16 protein-coding genes are annotated in these 25,887 nt (G+C 63.8%); 1 reads left to right on the top strand and 15 read right to left on the bottom strand.

Annotation, left to right across the window (positions count from 1 at the left end):
• Positions 1-38: 38 nt before the first annotated feature.
• The 12 genes from AC1Z3V_RS14840 to AC1Z3V_RS14785 form a co-directional block, all read right to left on the bottom strand.
• Positions 39-527: a MaoC family dehydratase gene (locus tag AC1Z3V_RS14840; RefSeq protein WP_429813186.1), complete on the bottom strand. Its 489-nt coding sequence runs from the start codon at positions 525-527 to the stop codon at positions 39-41.
• 73 nt (positions 528-600) lie between these two features.
• Positions 601-2,565, bottom strand: coding sequence for a glycogen debranching protein GlgX (gene glgX, locus AC1Z3V_RS14835; protein ID WP_483500027.1), 1,965 nt, complete (start codon positions 2,563-2,565; stop codon positions 601-603).
• Between the two features lie 120 nt (positions 2,566-2,685).
• A complete protein-coding gene (locus tag AC1Z3V_RS14830) occupies positions 2,686-4,314 on the bottom strand; it encodes an alpha-D-glucose phosphate-specific phosphoglucomutase (protein WP_483500025.1) in 1,629 nt (542 codons plus the stop codon).
• 6 nt (positions 4,315-4,320) lie between these two features.
• Positions 4,321-5,763 (bottom strand): glycogen synthase GlgA, encoded by a 1,443-nt coding sequence (glgA, locus tag AC1Z3V_RS14825; protein ID WP_483500023.1) that lies wholly within the window; start codon positions 5,761-5,763, stop codon positions 4,321-4,323.
• A gap of 11 nt (positions 5,764-5,774) precedes the next feature.
• Complete coding sequence (glgC, locus tag AC1Z3V_RS14820) at positions 5,775-7,037, bottom strand: glucose-1-phosphate adenylyltransferase (RefSeq protein ID WP_429813195.1); 1,263 nt, start codon at positions 7,035-7,037, stop codon at positions 5,775-5,777.
• A gap of 120 nt (positions 7,038-7,157) precedes the next feature.
• On the bottom strand, positions 7,158-9,368 hold the full coding sequence (gene glgB / locus AC1Z3V_RS14815) for a 1,4-alpha-glucan branching protein GlgB (RefSeq protein ID WP_483500021.1): 2,211 nt from the start codon (positions 9,366-9,368) through the stop codon (positions 7,158-7,160).
• The gene (locus AC1Z3V_RS14810) at positions 9,365-11,827 is read right to left on the bottom strand and encodes a glycogen/starch/alpha-glucan phosphorylase (RefSeq protein WP_483504087.1); all 2,463 of its coding nucleotides are present in this window, start codon (positions 11,825-11,827) and stop codon (positions 9,365-9,367) included. The genes glgB and AC1Z3V_RS14810 overlap by 4 nt, the downstream gene beginning before the upstream one ends.
• A 219-nt stretch (positions 11,828-12,046) precedes the next feature.
• The gene (locus AC1Z3V_RS14805; RefSeq protein WP_483500019.1) at positions 12,047-13,288 is read right to left on the bottom strand and encodes a vWA domain-containing protein; all 1,242 of its coding nucleotides are present in this window, start codon (positions 13,286-13,288) and stop codon (positions 12,047-12,049) included.
• 178 nt (positions 13,289-13,466) lie between these two features.
• Positions 13,467-14,345, bottom strand: coding sequence for a transglutaminase family protein (locus tag AC1Z3V_RS14800; RefSeq protein WP_483500018.1), 879 nt, complete (start codon positions 14,343-14,345; stop codon positions 13,467-13,469).
• A 12-nt stretch (positions 14,346-14,357) separates the two neighbouring features.
• A complete protein-coding gene (locus AC1Z3V_RS14795) occupies positions 14,358-16,766 on the bottom strand; it encodes a circularly permuted type 2 ATP-grasp protein (RefSeq protein WP_429813206.1) in 2,409 nt (802 codons plus the stop codon).
• Positions 16,767-20,093 (bottom strand): transglutaminase family protein, encoded by a 3,327-nt coding sequence (locus AC1Z3V_RS14790; RefSeq protein WP_483500016.1) that lies wholly within the window; start codon positions 20,091-20,093, stop codon positions 16,767-16,769.
• 162 nt (positions 20,094-20,255) lie between these two features.
• Positions 20,256-21,290, bottom strand: coding sequence for an aldo/keto reductase (locus AC1Z3V_RS14785; protein WP_483500014.1), 1,035 nt, complete (start codon positions 21,288-21,290; stop codon positions 20,256-20,258).
• Positions 21,291-21,422: 132 nt separating this feature from the next.
• Between AC1Z3V_RS14785 and AC1Z3V_RS14780 the strand changes: the two genes are divergently transcribed.
• Positions 21,423-22,334 (top strand): LysR family transcriptional regulator, encoded by a 912-nt coding sequence (locus tag AC1Z3V_RS14780; protein ID WP_483500012.1) that lies wholly within the window; start codon positions 21,423-21,425, stop codon positions 22,332-22,334.
• Here the strand turns inward: AC1Z3V_RS14780 and AC1Z3V_RS14775 are convergent.
• From AC1Z3V_RS14775 to AC1Z3V_RS14765, 3 genes are all read right to left on the bottom strand, one after another.
• Positions 22,306-24,117: a diguanylate cyclase gene (locus AC1Z3V_RS14775; RefSeq protein WP_483500010.1), complete on the bottom strand. Its 1,812-nt coding sequence runs from the start codon at positions 24,115-24,117 to the stop codon at positions 22,306-22,308. The genes AC1Z3V_RS14780 and AC1Z3V_RS14775 overlap by 29 nt on opposite strands.
• 303 nt (positions 24,118-24,420) lie before the next feature.
• Positions 24,421-25,188 carry a VOC family protein gene (locus AC1Z3V_RS14770; protein WP_483500008.1) on the bottom strand — a complete coding sequence of 256 codons (768 nt, stop codon included), beginning with the start codon at positions 25,186-25,188 and terminating at the stop codon, positions 24,421-24,423.
• Between the two features lie 128 nt (positions 25,189-25,316).
• Entirely contained in the window at positions 25,317-25,793 is a 477-nt protein-coding gene (locus AC1Z3V_RS14765; protein ID WP_483500006.1) for a DUF1579 domain-containing protein, read from the bottom strand.
• Between the last annotated feature and the right edge of the window lie 94 nt (positions 25,794-25,887).

Genomic DNA, 25,887 nt, shown 5'->3' with positions numbered 1-25,887 from the left:
AGTAGGGCGTTCCGGATCGGGCGATCCGGTCACGCTGCTCAGGCATCGGCGGGGCGGTCCTTGGGATCGAACTGGATGATCGTCTGCCAGGTGGCGGTGAGCGCCGGCTTGCGTTCGCCTTCGATCTCAACGCTGACGTCGTAGGTGATCATCAGCATGCTGGCGCCGCGGAAACGGGCATCGGCCATGGTGAAGTGGCCGCGCACCTTGGCGCCACTCTTCACCGGCGCGACGAAGCGCACCTTCTCGAAGCCGTAATTGATGCCCATCGTCTGTTCGCGGATCTTCGGCAGGCAATTGTAGTTCATCGCCGAGAGCAGCGAGAGCGACAGGAAGCCGTGCGCGATGGTGCCGCCGAACGGTGTCTCGGCGGCGGCGCGAACCGGGTCGACATGGATGTACTGATAGTCGCCGGTTGCCTCGGCAAATTTGTCGATCGTTTCCTGCGTGACCGTGATCCAGTCGGAAACGCCGACCTCCTTGCCGACGAGTTCCTTGATCTCAGAAAGTGAAATGTCCTGCAGCATGTGAACGCCTCGAAACAAGCCCCCGAGCGTTCTATAGGCTCGCCCGCTGCAACCTGCAAGTGGTGGAAAAGCTTTAGAAAACCTCGACGAGGACGGAGACCGAGCGCGGCGCGGCATGATCGGCCGGGAACGAGGACGTCAGCGCATCCTGCCACTTTCCGTCGATGCTGTCGGGCAGGCGGAAGGGATGCGGCGCATGGCTGCGATTGACGATCACGGCAAGGCGCGTCGCCCGCTTCTGGAGACGGTCGCGGGTGGTCAGCACCATCATCAGATTGTCCGTTGCCGGGTGTTCCCAGTCGCTGGTCGTCATCGGTTGCCCGTCGAGGCGCCGCCATTCGACATCGCCGTTCCCGGTCAGGAACGTGGTCTGATCGAACACGTCGAAGCGTCGGCGCATCGCCGACAGCGCCGCCGTGTGGGCGACGATCTCGTCATCCATCGCCGTCCAGTCGAGCCAGGTGATGGCGTTGTCCTGGCAATAGGCGTTGTTGTTGCCGCTCTGGCTTCGGCCGCCTTCGTCGCCGGCCGTCAGCATGATCGTTCCGCGTGAGGAAAACAGCGTGCCGATGAGCGCCATCACGTCATGGCGTCGGGCTGCCAGAATTTCCGGATCGTCTGTCGGGCCTTCGGCGCCATTGTTCCAGGAGTGGTTCTCGTTGTGGCCGTCGCGGTTCTCCTCGCCGTTGGCCTCGTTGTGCTTGCCGGCATAGGAAACGATATCGGCGAGCGTGAAGCCATCATGGGCGGCGATGAAATTGACCGTGCGCGTGCCGCTCTCGCCCCAGCGGGCGAAACTCTCCGACGAGCCGGCAAGTGCCGTAGCCAGAGCGCCGATCGCATGGCGGTCGCCGCGCCAGTAGATGCGGATGTCGTCGCGGGCCCGATCGTTCCATTCGAGGAAGGGAGAGGGGAAGTTGCCGAGCTGGTAACCGCCGGGGCCGACGTCCCACGGCTCGGCGATCAGCACACGGTCGGCAAGCAGCGGATCGGCTGATATCGCCTGGAAGAGCCTGGCATCGCGGTGGAAACCGCCCATATCGCGCCCGAGGATCGAGGCGAGATCGAAGCGGAAGCCATCGACACCGGCGGCACGAACGAAATGGCGCAGGCTGTCGAGGATCAGCGTCTCGACGGTCGGGTGGTCGCAGGCAATCGTATTGCCGCAGCCGGTGTCGTTGATGAGTTCCCCGGGCTGGTCGGTGACGTGACGGTAATAGGTGAGGTTGTCGAGGCCACGCATCGACAGCGTGGTGCCGAAGCGATCGCTTTCGCCGGAGTGGTTGAAGACCAGATCGAGGATGACGCCGATGCCTTCCTTGCGCAGCGTTTCGACCGTCTTGCGCAATTCCTTGATGCCGCCCGGCACCAGGCGCGGGTCGAGCGCCATCGGCGCGATCGGATTGTAGCCCCAGCCGTTCTTCAGCCCGAGCGGCGGCAGGTGGCGCTCGTCGATCCAGGCGACGATCGGCATCAATTCGACCGCAGAGACGCCGAGGCGCTTCAGATGTTCGATGATGGCGGGCTCGGCGAGCGCCGCCACGGTGCCGCGCTTCGCCTTCGGGACTTCCGGATGGAGAATGGTGAAGGGCTTGACGGCGATCTCGTAGATGAGGCCGCCGGCGCGAAAGAGCGGCGCCTTGGGCTTGACCGTCTTCACCTCTGTGACAACGGCCTTCGGCACCAGATCGGCGGTATCCTCGCCAAAAATCGTCAGGCGCGGATCGTGCCGGAAAGGCCGGTCGAGTTCGACGGCATAGGGGTCGACCAGCAGCTTGGCGGGATCGAACCAGAGACCGTGATCGGGCGAATAGACGCCGTCGGCGCGAAAGCCGTAGCGCGTGCCCTTAGGGGCGTCGGCAACCGTCAGGCTGTGGACGTCGCCGCTCCGCAGCATGGGTAACTGCCGCAATTGCCGGGCGCCGGTCTTGTCGAAAAGGCAGAGGTCGATGCGGGCGGCATTGCGCGACCAGACGGCAAACTGCGTGCCTTCTGCGGTGATCGTGGCACCGAGGGGTGGCAATCCGGTGGTCGGCATGAAGGCGGCCCTCTGTGTCGAAGGTGTGGCGGGATACCCCCTCCGCCCTGCCGGGCAGAAGGGGTATTCGGTCAACAGAAAGAAAAAGGGCCGCATGAAGCGGCCCGATCGTTCAGTATCTCAGGTAATGACGCTCGGCTCGGTGCGGCCGGTGCGCGTCTTGATCCCCGCGATCTCGTCGGCAACGGCGATGAGATCGGCGAGCGCTTCCTGCGTCTCGATGCCGTGACGTGCCGGATCCGGCTCGAAGCGCTCGATGTAGACGCGTAGCGTCGCGCCCGAAGTGCCGGTGCCGGAGAGGCGGAAGACGACGCGGGAGCCGCCCTCGAAGAGGATGCGGATGCCCTGGTTCTTGCTGACCGAATGGTCGACCGGATCGTTGTAGGCGAAGTCGTCGGCGGTTGCGACCTTGAGCGCGCCGAAGGACTTTCCGGGCAGGCCGGCAAGCTGGTCGCGCAGGTTGGCGATCAGGCCGTTGGCCGCGTCGGAATCGACCTCCTCGTAGTCATGGCGCGAGTAATAGTTGCGGCCGTAGGTCGCCCAGTGGTTCTTGACGATGTCGAGGGCGCTTTCCTTGCGCACAGCCAGGATGTTGAGCCAGAGCAAGACTGCCCAGAGGCCGTCCTTCTCGCGCACGTGGTTGGAACCGGTGCCGGCGCTTTCTTCGCCGCAGATCGTCGCCATGCCCTCGTCGAGCAGGTTGCCGAAGAATTTCCAGCCGGTCGGCGTCTCGTAGAGGCCGATGCCGAGCTTCTCGGCGACGCGGTCGGCCGCACCGCTGGTCGGCATGGAGCGGGCGATGCCGGCGAGGCCCTTGGCGTAACCGGGTGCCAGATGCGCGTTGGCGGCGAGCATCGCCAGGCTGTCCGAAGGGGTGATGAAGATGCCGCGGCCGATGATCAGGTTGCGGTCGCCGTCGCCATCCGACGCGGCACCGAAGTCCGGCGCGTCGGGCGCCATCATCGTTTCGTAGAGCGCGCGGGCATGAACCAGGTTCGGGTCCGGATGGTGGCCGCCGAAGTCCGGCAGCGGCATGAAGTTCATCACCGAGCCCTTGGGCGCGCCGAGGCGTTTCTCGATGATCTCCTTGGCATAGGGGCCTGTGACCGCGCTCATCGCGTCGAATACGACGCGGAAGCCGCCGCCGATCAGCTTGCGGATGGCCGCGAAATCGAACAGGCTCTCCATCAGTTCGGCATAGTCGGCGACGGGATCGATGACCGTCACGGTCATGCCTTCGATCTCCTGCGTGCCTTCGAGGTCGAGGTTGATGTCCCTGACGTCGGCGATCTTGTAGCTGTCGATCACCTTGCTGCGGGCAAAGATCGCGTCGGTGACCTTTTCCGGTGCCGGGCCGCCATTGCCGATATTGTACTTGATGCCGAAATCTTCGGTCGGGCCGCCGGGATTGTGGCTGGCCGAAAGGACGATGCCGCCGAAGGCCTTGTACTTGCGGATGACGTTGGAGGCAGCCGGCGTCGACAGGATGCCGCCGCGGCCGACGAGTACGCGGCCGAAGCCGTTGGCCGCCGCCATCTTGATGGCGATCTGGATGACTTCGCGGTTGTAGTAGCGGCCGTCGCCGCCGATCACCAGTGTTTCGCCCTGAAAGCCTTCGAGCGAATCGAAGATCGACTGGATGAAGTTCTCGGCATAGTTCTTCTGCTGGAAGACCGGGACCTTCTTGCGCAGCCCTGACGTGCCAGGCTTCTGGTCGCCATAGGGGGTTGTGGTAACCGTTCTTATCATGCTGACTTAACCTTTCCCGAGAAGACCGGAATATAAAGAGACGTAGCGCTCGGCACTTGTGGCCCACGAAACGTCCGATTTCATGCCCTGGGTCTGAATTCGCGCCCAGACCTTGGGCTCGTTGTATGCGCGCAATACGCGCCTCACCGCAAGTCGCAACCCGTCGGCGGTGACCGGGGTGAACTGGAAGCCGGTGGCGACCTTGGCCGAAAGCCCGGCCTCGTTGGCGTCGATGATCGTATCGGCCAGTCCGCCCGTGCGGGCGACGACCGGCACGCAGCCGTAGCGCAGGCCGTAGAGCTGGGTCAGGCCACAGGGTTCGAAGCGCGACGGAATGAGTATCGCGTCCGAGCCTGCCTGCATCAAATGCGACAGCGGCTCGTTGTAGCCGGTGACCATGCCGATATGGCCGCGGTGACGGGAGGCGGCCGCCAGAAGCGCACCCTCGAGCGCCGCATCGCCGGAGCCGAGCACGACGAGTTTGCCGCCCATCGCGACGATGTCATCCGCGACCTCGGCGACGAGGTCCATGCCCTTCTGCCAGGTGAGCCGGCTGACGACGCAGAAGATCGGACCGTTGCCCTTCTCGAGACCGAAGCGTTCTTCCAGCGCTCGACGATTGCCGACGCGCTGCTTCAAGGTCGTCGCGCTGAAATGCTGCGCAATATGCGGGTCGGTCTGCGGGTTCCATATGTCGGCGTCGATGCCGTTGACGATGCCGCTCAAGTCGGAAACGCGGCTTTTCAACAGACCCTCGAGGCCCATGCCGAATTCGGGGGTCAGGATCTCCTGGGCATAGGAGGGGCTGACGGTGGTGATCGCGCTTGCCGTCTGCATCCCGCCCTTCAGGAAGCCGACATCGCCATAATACTCGACGAATTGCATCGAGAAGGCTTCCGGAGGAAGAGCCAGCTCGGGGAAGACCGAGGCGCCGAACTGGCCTTGAAAGGCGATATTGTGGATGGTCATGACCGTCGGCGTCGCGGGGGCGCGGCCAAAATGCATGTAAACCGGCGTCAGCGCCGTCTGCCAGTCATGGGCGTGGACGACGTCGGGTTTCCAGCCGGGGACGACATCGCCGGCGGCGACCTCGGCCGCTGCAAGCGAGAGCGCGGCGAAGCGACGGAAGTTGTCGGCATAGTCGCGGCCGGTCGCGTCGACATAGGGACCGCCGTCTCGCTGGTAGAGCGCCGGCTGGTCGAGAACCAGGAGGTCCAGCCCATCGATCTCAGCCGCGAGGATCGTGGCCGGATCACCGAACAGGTTCTCGAGAGCGCCGACCTTCTTTTTTTTCTTCAGCTTCTGCAGCACGGCGGGATAGCCGGGCAGGAGGGTGCGGGTCTTGATGCCGTGCGGCGCAAGCGCTGTCGGGAGCGCGCCGGCGACATCGGCGAGCCCCCCGGTCTTGACCAGCGGATAGACTTCGGACGCAACGGACAGGACGTTCATGGAAGGCAGACCTACATCCCCAGCTTGTCGATCATCGTTTGCGTGATCAGGCAGACACCGTTTTCCGAGCGTCGGAAACGCTTGGCATCGAGCTCCGGATCGTCGCCGACCACGAGGCCCTCCGGGATCACGACACGGCTGTCGATGACCACGTTGCGCAGCGTCGCATGGCGACCGATCTTCACATCGGGAAGAACTACGGCATTCTCCAGACGGGAATATGAATTTACTCTGACGCCTGTGAATAACAGGCTGCGGTTGAGTGCTGCGCCTGAGATGATGCAGTCGCCGGAGATGAGCGACGAGGTCGCCGAGCCGCGGCGGTTTTCATCGTCATGCACGAACTTTGCCGGCGGCTTGATCTCCGCGAAGGTCCAGATCGGCCAGGTGCTGTCGTAGATGTCGAGTTCCGGCGTCACATGGGTCAGGTCGATATTGGCCTGCCAATAGGCGTCGATGGTGCCGACGTCGCGCCAATAGGCCTCGCGCTCGAAATCCGAACGCACGCAGGACTGGGTAAACCGGTGCGCGACCGCTTTGCCGTTGTCGACGATGTAGGGGATGATGTCCTTGCCGAAGTCGCGGCTCGATTTCGGATCGGCGGCGTCGCGGCGCAGAAGATCCATCAGGAACTTCGTGTGGAAGACATAGATGCCCATCGAGGCAAGCGCCATATCGGGATTGCCGGGAATGGCGGGCGGATCGGCCGGTTTCTCGACGAAGGCGATGATGCGATCCTTGTCGTCGACATGCATGACGCCGAAGCCGGTCGCCTCCATGCGCGGCACTTCGAGGCAGCCGATGGTGACGTCGGCGCCGGAATCGACGTGCTGCTGCAGCATCAATTCATAGTCCATCTTGTAGATGTGGTCGCCGGCGAGAATGACCATGTATTCGACGCCGTGGTCTTCGATGATGTCGATGTTCTGATAGACGGCGTCGGCGGTGCCTTCGTACCATTGCGTCTCGGAAACGCGCTGGCTGGCGGGCAGGATGTCGAAGCTTTCGTTTCGTTCCGGACGGAAGAAGTTCCAGCCGCGCTGCAGGTGGCGAATCAGCGAGTGCGCCTTGTACTGGGTGGCGACGCCGATACGGCGGATACCGGAATTCAGCGCGTTCGAAAGCGCGAAGTCGATGATACGGGCCTTGCCGCCGAAATAGACCGCCGGCTTCGCCCGTCGGTCGGTCAGCTCCTTCAGGCGACTGCCGCGACCGCCAGCGAGAACATAGGCCATGGCATCACGTGCCAGAGGTTGCGTACGCTTTTCCACCATTTGTCCTCCCCAATCATTGACTTCCGGGGTCGTCACGGCGGCTTTTGGTGACGCCTTGCGACCCTCGAATCTTACAGTCTCATGCCGCCTGCCGATTTCGGCTGGCGGACCGAATGAAATCTACTCCTGCTCCAGCATCAGTGTCGCCAGGGGCGGCAGCGTGATGTTGGCCATTATCGCTCCCGTGGTACTCTTCTCGGCGTAGACGGCGCCGCCGTTGCCCTTGCCGCTTCCTCCGTAGATTTCCGCGTCGGTATTGAGGATCTCCTTCCAGCGACCCTGGACCGGCAGCGGGATGGCGTAGCTCTCCCGGTAGACGGGCGTAAAATTGGTGATGACGGCGACGAGCTTTTCACCGGGCGCCTTGCGCAGCCAGGCAAAGACCGAATTGTCGCGGTCGTCGGCAAGCAGCCACTCGAAGCCATCGCCTTCGCAATCGCGCGCATGCAGGGCCGGCTTGGCGCGATAGGTGCCGTTGAGGTCACGCACCAGCCGGCGCATGCCTTCGTGCAGGTGGTATTCGAGCAGGTTCCAGTCGAGCGCGCGGTCCTCGGACCACTCGCGCCACTGCGCGAATTCCTGGCCCATGAACAAAAGCTTCTTGCCGGGATAGCCCCACATGAAGGCGTAATAGGCCCGGAGATTGGCGAACTTCTGCCAGTCGTCGCCGGCCATCTTGGCGATCAGCGAGCCTTTGCCATGCACCACTTCGTCATGGGACAGCGGCAGCACGAAGTTCTCGCTGAAGGCGTAGAGCAGGCCGAAGGTCAGGTCGTTGTGGTGGAACTTGCGGTGCACCGGCTCGCGCGACAGGTATTGCAGCGTGTCGTGCATGAAGCCCATGTTCCACTTGAAGCCGAAACCCAGGCCGCCAGCATGAACCGGGTGGGATACCTTCGGCCAGGAGGTCAATTCCTCGGCGATCGTCAGGATGCCCTGGTGGATGCCGTAGATCTGGGTGTTCATCGTCTGCAGGAAGCGAACCGCCTCGAGGTTTTCGTTGCCGCCATACTCGTTCGGCACCCATTCGCCATGCTTGCGCGAATAGTCGAGGTAGAGCATCGAGGCGACCGCGTCGACGCGCAGTCCGTCGACATGGAACTTCTCGGCCCAGTAGAGCGCGTTGTTGACGAGGTAGGAAAGCACCTCCTGGCGGCCGAAATTGTAGATCGCCGTGTTCCAGTCGGGGTGGAAGCCTTGGCGCGGGTCTTCGTGCTCGTAGAGCGCGGTGCCGTCGAACCAGCGAAGCCCGTGCTCGTCCGTCGGGAAATGCGCCGGCACCCAGTCGAGGATGACGCCGATGCCGACCTTGTGGCAGCCGTTCACGAAACGGGCAAAGCCCTCGGGCTCGCCGAAGCGGGCGGTCGGTGCGTAGAGGCCGGTCGTCTGGTAGCCCCAGGACGGATCGAAGGGAAACTCCGAGATCGGCAGGAACTCGATATGGGTGAAGCCCATATCGACGCAATAGGGGATCAGCCGGTCGGCGAGTTCGTCCCAGGAGAGCATCTCGCCATTGTCGCGGCGCTGCCAGGAGCCGGCATGGACCTCGTAGATCGAGATCGGTTGGCGCCGCGCGTCGACCGTCGCCCAGTGCTTGCGGTGCGCCTCGTCCTCCCAGGTTTGCGCGATCTCCGGCGTCGTCACCGAAGCGGTGTTGGGACGAAGCTCGGACCTGCGGGCAAAAGGATCGGCCTTGAGCGGTAGCAGCGTGCCATTGCGGTCGAGGATCTCGTACTTGTAGGCAAGACCGGCCTCGACGCCGGGAATGAATATCTCCCAGATTCCGGTGTCGGCGCGCAGCCGCATGACGTGGCGCCGGCCATCCCAATTGTTGAATTGGCCGACGACGGAAACGCGCTTGGCATTGGGCGCCCAGACGGCAAAATGATAGCCATCGGCGCCATCGTGATGGATCGGATGTGCGCCCATTTTGTCGAAGAGCCGGAGGTGTGAACCTTCACGGATGTAATAGTCGTCCATCGGCCCGAGGACCGGGCCGAAGCTGTAGGGGTCGATGACGATCCATTCGCCGCCCTGGTTGCGGGCGCAATAGCGCACGGGCTGGGGTTTCTTCAGAGAGATGGGACCTTCGAAGAAACCGGCATCGTCACGGCGTTCGAGCGTGCCGAGCTCCTTGCCCGAGAGCGTTTCCACCGCCACGGTCTCGGCATCGGGGATGAAGCAGCGGGCAAGAATGGCCTTGCCAGCGGGGTGTACGCCGAGGACCGCGAAAGGATCATCGTGCGTACCCGAAAGAATGGCCGCGATTTCCGGCGCTGACAGCAGACCTGAAGCTGCGGGTTCCGGGTCCTTGCCGGCCGAAGGCGTCATCCAGCTCTCCAGATTTCCCCGGCATATTGCCGGATGGTGCGATCGGACGAGAACCAGCCCATCCGTGCGGTGTTGCGGATCGCCTGCGCATACCAGTCGGAAGGGTTCGTCCAGAGCTGGTCGATCTCCCGCTGCGCTTTGGCATAGGCTTCGAAATCGGCGGCAACCATGAACCAGTCGTGATTGTAGATGCCGTCGATGAGGCCGGAGAAGCGGTTGCGGTCGTCGGGCGAGAAGACGCCCGAGGCGATCGCCTGGAGCGCCTGCGACAGTTCGGGCGAGCCTTCGATGATGGCGCGCGGATTATGGCCCTCGGCACGCGCCTTCGCCACTTCCTCGGCGGTCATGCCGAAGATCTTGATGTTTTCCTCGCCGATCCAGTCGCGCATCTCGACATTGGCGCCGTCGAGCGTGCCGATTGTCAGCGCGCCGTTCAGCGCGAATTTCATGTTGCCGGTGCCCGAGGCTTCCATGCCCGCGGTCGAGATCTGCTCGGACAGATCGGCGGCCGGAACCATGATCTCGGCGAGCGAGACGTTGTAGTTCGGCACGAAGACGATCTTGAGCAGGCCGCGCACCGAAGGATCGTTGTTGACGACGCGGGCGACATCATTGGCGAGTTTGATGATCAGCTTGGCGTTGTGATAGCTCGGCGCCGCCTTGCCGGCAAAGAGCTTGACGCGCGGCACCCAGTCCAGCTCCGGATGCGAGCGGATCTGGTCGTAGAGCGCGACGGCTTCGACGATGTTGAGGAGCTGGCGCTTGTATTCGTGGATGCGCTTGATCTGGATGTCGAACATCGCCGACGGATCGAGCCTGATACCGAGCCGGCTCTGGACGAGCTGGGAAAGGCGGACCTTGTTCGCACGCTTGACGGCAGCGAAATGCTCCTGGAAATCCGCCTTGTCGGCGAAGGCGTCGAGCGCCTGCAGTGCCTCGGTATTGTCCATGAACTCATCGCCGATCGCGTCACGGATCAGCCCGAAGAGCCCCGGATTGCACTGCATCAGCCAGCGGCGCGGGGTGATGCCGTTGGTCTTGTTGTTGATGCGTTCAGGGTAGAGCTTGTGCAGGTCGGCAAAGACCGTTTCCTTCATCAGCTCCGTATGCAGCGCCGAAACGCCATTGATCGAGTGCGAGCCGACGAAGGCGAGGTTGCCCATGCGCACCCGGCGCTCACCGCTCTCGTCGATCAGCGAGATGTTGCGGATCTCGTCATCGGTGGCGCCCTTCTGCTTGCGCGCCTCGATCAGGATCTTGGCGTTGATCGCATAGACGATCTGCATGTGGCGCGGCAGCAGCCGTTCGATGAGCGGCACCGGCCAGCTTTCGAGCGCTTCCGGCAGAAGCGTATGGTTGGTGTAGGAGATCGTGCGGCGGGTGATGTCCCAGGCCTGCTCGAAATCAAGGCCGTGCACGTCGGTGAGCAACCGCACCAGCTCGGCCACGGAAATGGCCGGGTGCGTGTCGTTCAACTGAATGGCAACGGCGTCCGGCAGCGAGTCGAAGTCCGGATATTGCTGCAGGTGCCGGCGCAGGATGTCCTGCAGCGAGGCGGATGAGAAGAAATATTCCTGGCGCAGCCGCAGTTCCTGACCAGCCGGCGTCGCGTCGGCAGGATAGAGCACGCGGGTCAGGCTTTCCGCCTTGTTGCTCTCGCGCAGTGCGCCGATGTGGTCGCCGGCGTTGAAGGCCGCGAGCAGGATCGGGTCGATCGGCTGCGCCGTCCAGAGGCGAAGCGTGTTGACGCGCTTTGCCCGCCAGCCGACGGCGGGCGTGTCGAAGGCGGTGGCGATGACGCGCTCGGCCGGCTTCCACACGAAGCGCTGGATCTCCTCGTCGATGTTGGCCGTTTCGACCACGCCACCGAAGCCGATCTCGTAGGAGCTTTCACGCCGCTCGAATTCCCAGGGATTGCCGTGGGCGAGCCAGGTCTCCGGCAGTTCCACCTGCCAGCCGTCGGCCATCTGCTGGCGGAACAGGCCGTGCATATAGCGGATGCCGTAGCCATAGGCGGGCACGTCGACGGTGGCCATCGATTCCATGAAACAGGCGGCGAGACGGCCGAGACCGCCGTTGCCGAGCGCTGCGTCCGGCTCGAGCTCGGCGATGACGTCGATATCGACGCCGAGAGAAGCGAGTGCGTCGCGCATCTCGTCCATCAGGCCGATATTGGTCATGGCGTCGCGCATCAGCCGGCCAATGAGGAATTCGAGCGACAGGTAATAGACGCGCTTGGCACCGGTCGCGTAGGTCTTGCGGGTGGAATCCATCCACTTGTCGGTGATGCGGTCGCGGGCGACCAGGATCGCCGCCGTCAGCCAGTCATGGGGCTTCGCGACCTTCGGATCCTTGCCGATGCGATACTTCAGACGTTCGAGGATTTCGACGGCGAGCTGGCCAGGTTCAGACGACCTTGGGGCGGGCTGCGGCACTTCGTTGGTGGAGAGCCTGTTCATCATGAAACTGTCTATACCCTTTTGCGTTGGGAGGTCGCAGGCCGGATCCGACCGGGGATAGGGCAATTTATGCATCGATCCGAAGCGCTTGCAACAGATGTTTTTAAATGGATTAGAATTGTCTCAAGCTACGGAACTCGCTGACGGAACGGACCGCAATACCTGAACGCAAAAGCCGCCCGGCGTGACCGGGCGGCTTGAAGGATGCAGGTCCTGGCGTTACTTCGTCAGGCGGGTAGCCATGGCCGAGGCTTTTTCGCCGATCGCCTTGAAGGCTGCGATCAGATCGGCGGCTTCTTCCGCCTGGAAGTAATTTGCCTCAGTTGTGGCGCAGGCCTTCAGCAAGGCCTTGCCGCGGTCGGGCGCCATGAAGGCCACGGTGTAGACCTGCACGTTGTTCTTTCGAGCGGTGTCGCACCACGCCAGGGTTGTCGTGTCGTCGCTCGTGTTGTTGTTGTCGCCATCCGTCATGAAGACGATGTACTTGGTGGGAACCTGTCCGTTCTTAGCCTTGTGAGCCGTATCCTCGGTCGCCGCGGTTACGCGGCTGTAGGCAGTCTTGAACGCGTTACCTGACGCGGTGCCGCCTGTTGCAACAAGGGCGTTCACATAGGTTGACGTGCCGGCGGTGCCCCAGTCGAGATTGCCGGGCGTGTCCTGTGCGGAATTGTAGGAGATGGCCGCTGTGCGGACATACAAATTATTGGGATCGGCGGTCTTCAATTGCGTGAGCAAATCGCTGACCGCGGTTTTGAGCGCGTCGACCTTGGTTACGTAGCAAGGGCTACTTGCCCTTAGGTTCGGATACTTGCCCCAATTCGATTCTGTGTAGTTCGGGCAGGATGTCTTCGTGGCGTTCAGCGTGTTGGTTTTCCAGGCCATCGACCCGGAACGATCGAGCACCAGATACATCGACAGGGCGTTCTTACTCTCGGTGGCGCTTTCGGCCTTGGCGAGGGTTTCAATGTCGATTGATGTCTTCCCGAGCAGGCGTGTCAGCGCGTTGAACTGGAACGTCTGCTTGTTCAGGACGGTGACGTTGTAGGCCTTGCCGGTAGGACCATTGCTGCTTTCAATGATGTCAATGGTCGGCTGGCTGCCCGTCGACGCTTCCGCCGAAGCGGTCTTGGCCAACGAGCTCGTGCCGCTTTGATCGTTTCCGCCGGGAACGTCGACGGCGCTGCCGCCCGACTGCGTCTTGAGGAAGGCCGCGGCAATTTCCTTTGCCTTGGCAATCGTTGGCGGATCCTTTGAGACCAGAGAAGAGGCCGCCGCGAGCGCCGCCGCATCGGCTGCATCCTGCATCTGGTTCTTGGTCGTCATCATGCTGGCCAAGTCGATGGCGACGCCGCCGGCCGCCAACAGCAATGGCGTCGCAAGCGCTGCCATAATACCGAAATTACCACCCCGGTCCTTGAGCATCACCACAAGGGACCGGCCTACAGTGTATCGTCTTCCCATCTTTGCACACCCCAGAGGAACACGTTGCAAGCTTGGGGGCACAAATAGCGTCGATGGCTTACGATATCGTTCCGACAATTGCTGCAATTTTAACGGAATTCAGGAAAACCAGTGCTTACAGAGGGTTCCGCAATTGCGGCCCTGTCCGGAAACGGGAAACGGCCTGTACCAAATCGGATCAGGGCACCGGAATGACGTCCACGGCCTGCTTCGTCGTCTGACTGCCATAGCTCTTCAGGACCCCGATGACGGGGGCGACGTCGCCGTAATCACGACCGTGGCCGACAACAATATGGTCGGTTCCCGCCGGAATATTGTTGGTGGGGTCGAGTTCGAGCCAGCCGCCTGTGGTACCGCACCAGATCCGCACCCAGGCATGCATGGCATCGGCACCCTCGAGGCGTTCCTTGCCGGGCGGAGGGATTGTCCGCAGGAAGCCGCTGACATAACCGGCGGGGATGCCGAGGCTTCTCAGCGCCACGATCATAACATGGGCGAAGTCCTGGCAGACGCCGCGCTTCAGGTTGAACGCCTCGCCCGGTGTCGTGTTCACCGTGGTTGCCTCGCCGTCATAGGTGAAATCGCGATGGATGCGCTCGCACACGGCGATGGCGATCTGTCGGACGGTCATGGCGTCGGTGACAATATCCTGCGCGTAGGCGGCAATTTCGGGGACTTCCGGCAGGAATGGGCTTGGCCCTGTGAAGTGGTGTGGCGCTTCGGCGTCGACCGACCAGCAGGCGGCGAGTTCGGCCGGCAGGCCGGTGAGATGAGGCGAAAAATCCGCTGTCAGCGGCTGCGGCTCCACCTGCACGCGCGCCTGCATGCGGATCGTCAGATCGGCGTGCGAGGAGCGGAAGAGGATCGACGTGAACGGGTTGGCAAAGAAATCGATGCCTTCGGCGCGCTCGGCCGGCATCGGCTGGCAGCTCAACGAACCGACGATGAGACGCTGGCGGCCGTGAAGGGTTGCCGGCATGACGCGCACGAGGTGGCGACCGCCGGAGACCGGCACTTCGTAGTCATAGGTGATCTTCAGGCTGATATCGTAAAGCAATGGTCGCGCCCCTTAGCCGAGATAGGTTCGCGCGAGCAGGTCAGACAGGCTTTCGAGATCGCGCTCCAACCGGTTGTAGACGCCGAGGGTCATGGCTTCCGGCGTCATCACGGCGAGGCCAGAATGCAGGCGCATCGCCTCGCGATAGAAGGGCGACATCTGTCCATTGACGAAGGCGTTCGGCAGCAGTTCCACTTCGGTCTTGATCTCGTTCAACTGGTAGAGCACCGAGCGCGGGTTGAGCGGGTCGAGCGCCAAGAGGTCCGTTACGGTCAATGCGGCGGTGCTGACATTGTAACGCCGGCGGTGGGTCATGACGCTGTCGCCGATCTCGAGCAGCATGTCGTAGGCGCCGTCGGGCGCATCCGGTCCCGACATATGGCCGAGCAGCCGCGTCATGTGCAGGCCACGCTCGAGATAGCGGCCGATCGAAAGAAAGCGCCAGCCGGTGAAGCGGTACATGTTTTCGTGCACGAGACCGGCAAAGCCGGCGAGCTTGCGCAGAAGCACGGTCATCGCGCGGGTGGCATCGTCGCCGGCCTGCACCGTCGCGTGGAACTTGCGCGCCGTCTGCGACAGGTCGTTCAGCGCCAGCCAGCCGTCCGGCGAGAACCGGTCGCGGATGTTGCCGGCGCTGAAGAGAGCGCTGGCAATATTGGCAAGCAGGCTGTCGGGCACTGGCTGGCGCGTGTCGATCTCGAGCGCGGCGAGATAATCGCTGACATCCCTCAGGAGCGGCAGGTCCGGATCGGCGGTTTCGGCGAAGCGGCCGTGCCAGGCGCGCAGGATGCGCAGCGCCCCTTCGGCGCGCTCGATGTAACGGCCGAGCCAGAAGAGGTTGTCGGCCGCCCGGCTCGGCAGGCTCCCGGGCATGTTGCGGGTGAAGCTCTCCTCGGCCGGAAGCAATGTCGTGCGTTCCACCGGACGGTCGCTGACGATCCAGACGTCGGCCGCAGTGCCACCCGCCTGCATCGCAATGGCGGCCACATCGTCGCCGGAGCCGATGCGGGCGAAGCCGCCGGGCATGATCTGCCAGCCGTCGCGGGTCCGTGCCGCGAAGACGCGCAGGCTCATCGGGCGTGGCGTCAACCGGCCGCGAACCCAGGCCGGGGTGGTCGAAAGCGTGACGACCTCCTGGCCGACGAGCTTGCCGCCTTCCGCGCCAAGCCAATCGGCAATCGAGGCGCGGGCCTCCTCGCCGAGCGTTGCGCCGAGCACGGACCGGCCGTTGTCATCGAAGAAGGGGCGCGTCGCATAGGCCGGACCGATGACCATGCGATCGAGATTGGCAGCGACCTGCTCTCGCTCGGCCGGCTGCCCGCACCACCAGGTGGCGATCGAGGGCAGCTTCTGCTCCTCGCCGAGCAGGTGGCGGCAGATCGCCGGCATGAAGGCGAGGAAGGCGCGTGTCTCGACGATGCCGGTTCCGAGCGCGTTGACGATCGAAACGGAGCCGGCGCGAAGCGCCTCGACGATGCCGGGGGTGCCGATATGCGAGGACTGGTTCAGCTCAAGCGGGTCGGCGAAGGCGGCGTCAAGGCGGCGCCAGAGCACGCCCACGGGTTTGAGACCGGCGACGGTGCGTACCATCACCCGGCCGCCGACGACCGTCAGGTCTTCGCCTTCGAGCAGCATGAAGCCCAGATAGCGGGCGATATAAGCGTGCTCGAAATAGGTCTCGTTCGCGATGCCGGGCGAAAGCACGGCGATGCGGTCGTCCGGATGCAGCTTGCCATTCTGGAGCGCATCGCGGAATTCGCCGAAGAAGCCGGCCAATCGGTGCACGTGGGTTTCGGCATAGAGATTGGAGAAGGCGCGCGTGGTCGCGACCCGGTTCTCCAGCGCGAAGCCGGCGCCGGAGGGCGCTTCGGTGCGGTCCGAAAGGACCCACCAGTTGCCATCGGGGCCGCGGCCGATCTCGAAGGAGACGAAGTGCAGAAAGTGACCATCGGCCGGCTTCACGCCGACGAGCGGCCGCAGAAATTGCGGATTGGAGGCGATCAGCGCCGGCGGCAGCAAGCCTTCGCGCACCAGCCGGTTCTCGCCGTAAATGTCGGCAACCACCTTCTCCAGAAGCTCGGCGCGCTGGACCAGCCCTTGCGAAACCGTCGCCCATTCCTTCTCGTCGATCAGGACCGGGATATGGGACAATGGCCAGCTTCGGTCGGTACTCTCCTTGGCGCCGTAGACCCGGTAGAAGACGCCGGCGTCGCGCAGGTAGCGGTCGGCGCGGGCGAAGCGGTTGGCGAGTTCCGTTTCGTCGAGCCGTCCGAGCGTCGCGAGCAGCCGCTGCCAGACCGGGCGGACATTGCCCTCCCGGTCGAGCATCTCGTCGGCGATACCAGGAAGGGCGCGGTAGCCGAAGACCGGATCGTCGTCGGTGCCCCGATGGTTCGCGGCGGCTGTCTGCTTTTTCGCCATTTACGCTCCTGGCGGACGCCTGAGATCAAGCGTCATCGGGAATTCCATAGACGGGCTTTCCGGGCGAAGCGGGTAACCTCCTGGCGTATGACCCCAGGGCTCGAACCGCGACAGGCGCCGCGCTTCGGCCTCGTTGCCGTTGACCGGAAACGTGTCGTAGTTGCGCCCACCCGGATGGGCGACATGGTAGACGCATCCGCCAATCGCCCGATTCGACCATGTATCATAAATGTCGAATGTGAGGGGAGTATTGACTGGCAGGACCGGATGCAGGCCCGAGGCCGGCTGCCAGGCCTTGTAGCGCACGCCGGCAATGGCCGAGCCGTTGGAGCCGGTGCGCGTCAACGGCACCGGTCGACCATTGCAGGCAACCGCATAGCGCTCGGGATTGGCGGTATCGAGCTTGACCTGCAGGCGCTCGACCGAGCTGTCGACATAGCGCACGGTGCCGCCGATCGCGCCCTGTTCGCCCATCACGTGCCAGGGTTCGAGCGCTTGGCGCAGTTCGAGCCTGGCGTCCTGATATTCGACCTCGCCGCAGAAGGGGAAGCGAAACTCGAGCTGGGCCTCGAACCATTCTGGCTTCAGGTCGAAGCCGTGAGCGCGAAGATCGGCGAGCACTTCGAGAAAATCCTGCCAGACATGGTGCGGCAGCATGAAGCGGTCGTGCAGCGCCGTGCCCCAGCGCACGAACCGGCCGTCGATCGGATGCTTCCAGAAGCGGGCGATGAGGGCGCGCACCAGCAATTGCTGGGCAAGCGACATGCGGGCGTTCGGCGGCATCTCGAAGCCGCGGAACTCGACGAGGCCGAGACGCCCGGTCGGCCCGTCCGGCGAAAACAGCTTGTCGATGCAGATCTCCGCCCGGTGCGTGTTCCCGGTCACGTCGACGAGCAGGTTGCGGAACAACCGGTCGACGAGCCAGGGCAGCGGCGGCGCAGCCGCCGAGCCCGGCATCGGCACCTGGGCGAGCGCGATTTCGAGCTCGTAGAGCTGATCGTGCCGGGCCTCGTCGATGCGCGGCGCCTGCGAGGTCGGGCCGATGAAGAGGCCCGAAAACAGGTAGGAGAGCGACGGGTGCCGTTGCCAGTGCAGCACGACGCTCTTCAGCAGATCCGGACGGCGCAGGAACGGGCTGTCGTTGGGATTGGCGCCGCCAACGACCACGTGGTTGCCGCCGCCGGTGCCGGTGTGGCGCCCGTCGATCATGAACTTGTCGGCGCCGAGCCGGCTCTGGCGCGCCTCTTCGTAGATCGCGGTGGTGATGTCGACGCAATCGCGCCAATGCGATGCGGGATGAATGTTGACCTCGATCACGCCGGGGTCCGGCGCAACGCGGATGACGTTGATGCGTTCATCCTGCGGCGGGGCATAGCCCTCGATATGGACGGGCAGGCCGATGTTGGCGGCAGCCCGTTCCGCAGACGCGATCAGGTCGAGATATTCCTCGATGCTCGTCGTCGGCGGCATGAAGACGCAGAGCCGGCCGTCGCGCGGCTCGACGCTGATGGCAGTGCGCACCAGGCCGGCGATCTCGTCGCGCGCCACCGGTAGCGGGGTCTCCGGAACCTCCGAGGGCTGGAAACGCGCCTGCTGCGGCCGGCTGATCTCTTCGGCGAAATCCGGCAGGCCGTCGCGCGGCACGGTCGGATCGACCGGGTTGATATAGGGGAACCAGGAGGGCGCGATATAGGGCAGGGCGCCGAGCGGCAGGCGATAGCCGACGGGACTGTCGCCGGGCACGAGGAAGAGCCGGCCGCGGCGGGTGCTCCACTTTTCACTCATCCACTTCCGTCCCGATGCGCGGGCGTTCCAGGCCTGCACCGGCAGAACGTAACCCGTGGGCGTCGTCAGCCCGCGCTCGAAGACACGCGCCATGCGGCTGCGTTCTTCCGGGTCCTTGAGCTTGGAGTTGGCCGGGTCGACATTGTCGGGGAGGTTCGCCTCCTTCAACAACCATTCGGCCGGGTCTTCGAAGGCGGGCACGACCATGTCGGCGGTAAGGTCCAACTCGCCGGCGATTGCCTGGAGCAGGCGTTCGGCGTCCTTTTCGGTGACATCGTGGCTGCCCGCTTCCTCGGCGATGAGATCGGGCCGGCGCCAGATCGGTACGCCGTCCTTGCGCCAGTAGAGCGAGAAGGTCCAGCGCGGCAGGCTTTCGCCCGGATACCATTTGCCCTGGCCGTAATGCAGGAAGCCACCGGGGGCAAAGCGCTCGCGCAGGCGCCGGATCAAGGCGTCTGCCTTTTCGCGCTTGGTCGGCCCGACGGCGGCGGTGTTCCATTCCTCGGACTCGAAATCGTCGATCGAGACGAAGGTCGGCTCGCCGCCCATCGTCAGCCGGACGTCGTTTTCCTGGAGCATCTGATCGACCTTCTCACCGAGCGCATTCAGCGCGTCCCAGCTTTCGTCGGAGAAGGGCTTGGTGATGCGCGGATGTTCGGCGACCCGCGCCACCTTCATATCGAAGGCGAAATCGGTATGGGTTTCGGGGTCGCCGAAGAAGCCGCCGGAGATCGGCGCGGCATTGCGGAAATGCGGGGTCGCGGCAAGCGGGATGTGGCTTTCGCCGGTCAGGAGGCCGGAGGTCGGGTCGAGCCCGACCCAGCCGGCGCCCGGCAGGTAAACCTCGGCCCAGGCATGCAGGTCGGTAAAGTCGTGGTCGGTGCCGGAGGGGCCGTCGAGTGCCTTGAGATCGGGCGTGAGCTGGATGAGATAGCCGGAGACGAAGCGCGCGGCGAAACCGAGATTGCGCAGGATCTGGACCAACAGCCAGCTCGAATCGCGACAGGACCCGCGGGCCGAAGTCAGCGTGTCCTCCGGCGTCTGCACGCCGGGCTCCATGCGGATGACGTACCCGATCTCCTGCTGCAGGCGCGTGTTGAGCCCGACGACCATGTCGACGGTGCGTTGCCGCGAGCGGTCGACCGTCGCGAGGAAAGCGCCAAGCGCCGGACCGACCGGCTCCGGCGTCATGTAGATCCTGAGGTCGTCGCTGAGGTCTTCCGGATAGGGGAAGGGCCAGTGCTCCGCCTCCTCTTCGACAAAGAAGTCGAAGGGATTGTAGACGGTCATGTCGGCGACGAGATCGACCTCGATCTTCAATTCGCTGACCGGATCGGGAAAGACGAACCGGGCAAGATAGTTGCCGTAGGGATCCTGCTGCAGGTTGACGAAATGGTTGGCGGGCGAAACCTTCAGCGAGTGACTGATGACCTTGGTCTTTGAATGGGCCGCAGGCTTCAGCCGGATGATCTGCGGCGACAGCCTTACGGGACGGTCATAGGTGTAGTGGGTCAGGTGATAGATGCTGGCCTTGATCGACATGCCGGATTTGGTCCCCTTCGTGGGAGGTCTGCGCCCCCATCGTCACGAAGTTTGTGCAATGCAAATCGAGAATGCAAGCGCGAAAGCGCGTAAGGAAAATCGAGGCGCCGCAATGCTTTCGCACGCCCGGGCGGGGCGTGCGAAAGCCGGGCGTTATGCCGATCAGACGATCGGCGGGTTGAGCCGCGCAAAGCCCTCCTGGCGATAATAGGGGAAATAAGGATAGGCCGGCGTCGTCTTGCTTGCCTCATCGAGGCGGGCGATCTGTTCCGGCGACAGCGACCAGCCGACGGCGCCGAGATTCTGGCGGAGCTGCTCCTCGTTGCGGGCGCCGATGATCACGCTCGAGACGGTCGGGCGCTGCAGCAGCCAGTTGATGGCGATCTGCGGCATCGTATTGCCGGTCTCCTCGGTGAGTTGGTCGAGCACATCGACGACGTCGTAGAGCTTTTCGTCGTCGACCGGCGGGCCGAAGGCCGCGGTATCGTGCAGGCGGCTGCCTTCCGGCCAGGGCTGGCCGCGCCTGATCTTGCCGGTAAGGCGGCCCCAGCCGAGCGGGCTCCAGACAAGCGCGCCGACGCCCTGATCGGCCGCAAGCGGCATCAGTTCCCACTCGTAGTCGCGTCCGACGAGCGAATAGTAGACCTGGTGGGCGACATGGCGGACGAGGCCGTGCTTCTCCGAGACGGCCAGCGATTTCATCAACTGCCAGCCGGCGAAGTTGGAGGCGCCGACATAGCGCAGCTTGCCGGCGGCAACGAGGCCATCGAGCGTTGAGAGCACCTCTTCGACCGGTGTCCCCGCGTCGAAGGCGTGAAGTTGCAGGAGGTCGATATAGTCGGTGCCGAGCCGTTTGAGCGCGTCGTCGACGCCCTTCGTCAGGCGCGAACGCGATGTGCCGGCATCGTTCGGGCCATCGCCCATCGGCAGCGCGATCTTGGTGGAGAGCAGGACGGCATCCCGCTTTCCCTTGATGGCGGCACCGAGCACGGTCTCGGAGGCCCCATCGGAGTAGACGTCGGCCGTGTCGAAGAGATTGACGCCGGCCTCCAGTGAAATGTCGATCAGGCGTCGCGCTTCGGCTGCGTCGCTGTTGCCCCAGGCGCTGAAGAGCGGACCCTTGCCGCCGAAAGTTCCTGCGCCGAAACTCAAGGCCGGCACCTTCAGTCCCGATGATCCAAGCCGTCTGTATTCCATCTCTCCAAGCTCCTCGTTGGCTTCGTTCGCGCGAGACACCGGGCACCGGCGCTCGCTTCAGGGAGAAGGTGGTGTCGGGCTCATTGGCGATGTAGACCTTATGAAGGAACATCATTTGTGAGTTGAAGTCACATGTCGCGCTTGACGATCAATCGGTCGGGGGAGATGGCGGTCTTTGCCAAGGTGGTGGAGCTTGGCGGCTTCTCGGCCGCGGCCAAGGTCTGCTGCATGACACCATCGGCCGTCAGCAAACTCGTCCAGCGACTGGAGGAAAGGCTTGGTGTCCGGCTCGTCAACCGGTCGACGCGGCGGCTGCAATTGACGGCGGAAGGCTGCGCCTTTTATGAGCGGGCCGTACGGATTCTCGCCGACATCGACGAAGCGGAGCGCTCGGCCGGTGCCGGCGAGACGCCGGAGGGCCGGGTCCGCCTCAATGCCAGCGCTTCCTACGCGACGCATGCCCTGATGCCGGTGCTGCCCGAATTCCTGGCGGAGTTTCCGTCGGTCTCCCTCGATATCCTGCAGACGGACGCCGTCGTCGATCTGATGGCGGAGCGGGTTGATATCGCCGTGCGCGCCGGCCCGCTGAAGACATCGAGCCTGATCGCCCGCAAGCTCGGCAGCACGTCGATGACGATCGTCGGCGCCCCGTCCTATCTCGATCGTTTTGGCGTGCCTCAGACCATCGGGGATATCGAGGCGCATAACCGGCTGAGCCATAGCTACGCCCGGGCGTTCGATGGCTGGCCGCTCCTTTCGAATGCAGAACAGATCGTTCTGCCGCCGACGGAACGGGTGCGGGTGAGCGATGGCGAGGGCTTGCGCAGGCTCGCGCTTGCGGGCGTGGGCCTTGCCCGCCTTCCGACCTTCACCGTCAGAGAGGATATCCAGGCCGGCCGGCTGCTGCCGCTCGTCGAGCACCTGAACCCCGGCGACACCGAAGTCTTCCACGCCGTGTTCCACGGTCAGGGCGGGGCTCTGCCTGCTCGCGTGCGGGTCGTGCTCGACTTTCTGGCTACGCGCGCGCGGATTTCGTCTTTGTGAAGGAGGCAAGCTCCGCAGGACGGCCGCAGACGCGATTGCGACCCTCCGATTTGGCGCGATAGAGTTCCGTATCGGCGCCCTCGATCAGATGCTTCCATCCGCCGTTTGCGGTTCGTCCCTCCGCCACGCCGAAGCTGGCGGTGACGTTCAGCTTCTGTCCGCCCGCAACGACGATCGGTTCATGGGCGAGATTGGCCCTGATCCGTTCCGCAAGCGTAAGGGCCGACTCGATGCTGTCGCCCGGGGTGATGATCGCGAACTCTTCGCCGCCGAAGCGGGCGACGAGATCAGAATTGCGCACGGAGTTGCGGATGATGCGGGCGGTTTCCTTGAGCACGATGTCGCCGACCAAGTGACCGTGGGTATCGTTGATCTGCTTGAAATGGTCGATGTCCATCAGGATCAGACAGGCATCCTGGTTGCTGCCGGCCGCGTCTTCAGCGCCACCGATGAGCTCCAGGGCCCGGCGGTTGAGCAAGCCGGTCAGTTCATCGGTTTCGGCCTGGCGTTCGAGATGCCGCATCAGCAGCGCGCGTTCGTCGAGGCGTTTGCGCAGAACGTCGATCGCGTCGAACAAGCGCCCCATCTCGCCTTCACCGCCCTTGCCTTGAAGACGCGCGATCGGGCGGTCGTTGGCGAGTTCGATGATGCTGTGGCGTGCAATGAGCAGCGGCTCGAAGACCAGCGAGCGAGCGCGGCGCATCAGAACCAGCAGGACCAGGAACAGGGCGAAGGTCGCGAGGCTGGCGACCGCCAGCTTGACCGAAGCCCGCGTCTTGTTCACCGCGAGCCGCTCGACGGTCGCATCCATGAAGGCGCGGCGAAGATCCTCGAGCGGCTTCATCTTCGGGACGAAGCGGTCGGTCAGTTGCTCGGCGGTCATCGGGTAGGCGCCCGATTGTCTGCCGATCGCGACGATGCCGTCGATGATCGCAAATCCTTCGCCGAAGAACTCGTGGTCGATCCTGGCGAGATCTGCGATATTGGCCGGTTCCAGGCCGGGAAGGGCGCCGGGCTTGCCGACAATGGACCAGATCTCCTGCAGCCTGCCGCGCGTACGTTCGCTGTCGGCGATGTTCTTCGCTTCGAGCGGCTGGCCGACGGCAACCGGGGCCATGACCTGGGATCCGAGGCGGCCGCCGTCTTCGCGCAGATTGGCGAGCATCTGCGCCGCAAGCGCGATGCCGGCAAGGTTCGGGTCGGTGTTGGTCAGGCGTTGAACGTTCCAGTCGATCGCCGGGCGAATGGCATCGATGACGCTGAACATCGCCTCGATCGTTGCCTGGATTTCTGTCAGGTCCCGTCGTTCGGGCGGGAGTGCGGCAATGCGATCGACCTCGGCGCGTGCCAGCATCAGGCGGCGGCGGACTTCGACGAGAATGGGGGAGAGGGCACCGGCCGGCTCCGTGCGGCTGGCATTGTCGATGTCTTCGGTGAGCTTGGCGAGCGCCTCGTCGCTGCGGGCGCGAAACGCGGCAAGGCGGGCCTGGACCGGCGAACCGGGCGCCACGCCGATGCCGAGCACGCCATTGGAAGGTCCGCGTTCGGCCGAGAGATAGTTTGCCGCGTTGAGCACGCGGCAGAAGGCCATGACTTCGATCAGGTTGCGGCGGGCGATGACGAAATCGCTATAGGAGGCGGCAATGATCTCGGTCGCGAGCACACCGGTACAGGCGACGACGATGGCGAGCAGCCATTGGAGCTTGTGGCGCAGCGCCGTTGCGGTACGCGCTTTCGCAACGCCCGTCTCTGGGGGCGTATAGCTGCCGCCTTTGCTCTTCATTTACGCGAAGTTGCTCCACCCATGTCGCCGCTCATCGCTTTGGCTGTCGGCGACAATTCTTGTCGTGCGACAAGAAACCCATCCGAAATCAGTGTGCTCGTTGCTCCTGCTATCGTATAAGGTGTTAAATAAGCTTGAAATACCCTGAGATACTAGGGGTCTCGCCGCAACCGAGGGATGCGTACGGCCAGGGCGGCAGTTGGCCAGTGCGCTCCATCCATCGGATCGAAAGAAACCCGCCTCCATGGGAGGCGGGCCTTGTTTCCCGCGAACGCTAGTCGGTTGGCGATACGTACGGCCGGTTCAACGCTTCGGCGCGACCAGCGCGAAAAGCGCGCCTTGCGGGTCGAGCGCCTGAACGATCCAGGCGCCGCCGGGCACCTCCATCGGCTCGAGCACGACCTTTCCTCCACCGGCCTTGACCCGCTCGATCGATGTGTCAAGCGTCGGCACGTTGATGTAGTAGAGCCAATAGGGCGCGGGTACTTCCTTTGGTTTGGTCATCATCCCGCCGATCGGGGCGCCGCCATGGGCAAAGATCTGGTAGGTGCCCATCTCGCCCATGTCCATGCCCTGGTCCTTCGTCCAGCCGAAGAGCTCGACGTAGAAGGGGAAGGCGGTGTCGAGGTCGCCAGACGCGAGCTCATGCCAGCCGACAAAGCCCGGCGTCATCGGATCGGTGGCCGGCGGCGGATCGCCCGTTCCCTTGAAAATGGCGAACACGGCGCCGTGCGGGTCGGTAACGACCGCGAAACGCCCGATGCCCGGGATATCGTCCGGCGCGCGGTGAACCTTCCCGCCCTTGGCCGCAATCTTGGCGGCGGTCGCATCGACGTCGTCGACGCCGACATAACCGAGCCAGGCGGGGGGCACCTTCATTTCGAGCGCGCCTTCCGGCATGGTCATCAGTCCGGCAACCGGCAGTTCGCCGACGCTGAACAGCGTGTAGCTGATACCGGCCATGTCGGAATCGCGGGCACTCCAGCCGACGACGTCCTTGTAGAACGTTTCCGCCGCGGCCATGTCCGTCGTCATCAATTCATACCAAACGAATTTGCCGTGATCTGCCATTGCCTTGCTCCAGTTTGCCTTGGCGCGGCGCGTCTTGCGCCGCTTGGTTGCATGCTCGAATGGACCGTCGTCGGATGAGGTTCTAGCGGCGTGGCAGGAAGACCATGGACAGATCGCCCAACCCGCGTTCAATCCCGGCGAACGTATTCCGCCGTCATCATCTCTTTCCAGCTTCCGTCCGGTGCCTGCACCTGCGCAGTCAGCAGGCGCCGGGATTGATCGATGAGCGTGATGATGTCCCGGTACCGCGCGGTCTTGCCGGGAGTCTCGAAATCCGGTCCCTCGCAATAGAGGGACAGGGACCTGCCGTCCGCATCCAGTTCGCCGTCATAGACCCACATCTGGGTCAGCATGGAGCCGACCCAGGTGCCGACATAGCGTTTTGTCTCGGGATTGTAGCCGAGCGTCATGAGCGTCTCGCCAAAGCTGCCGCTCGGCATCGTTCCCTGACCTTCGCAGACGATCCAGAGGCCCTGAAGCGAGCGAACATGTTCGCTCCAGGGACCGCTTCCATCGGGTTCGTTGTCCGGCCCGGAGGTGCGAACCTGCCAGTCGCCCAGCATTTGTTCGAGCCAGCGATGCGCTTCTTCCGGTTCTGCTCTCACAGTTTTGCTTGTCCTTTTTGGCGGGCGCAGATCATTTTTGGCGGGCGCAGATCATCGCTTGACGCGCGAACGCTCGTGAAACGCTTGCGCTAGC

It is taken from the genome of Ensifer sp. 38_S197 (assembly GCF_056924495.1).
Note: the sequence above shows the minus strand (reverse complement) of the source record. Positions and strands in the feature narration are given on the sequence as shown.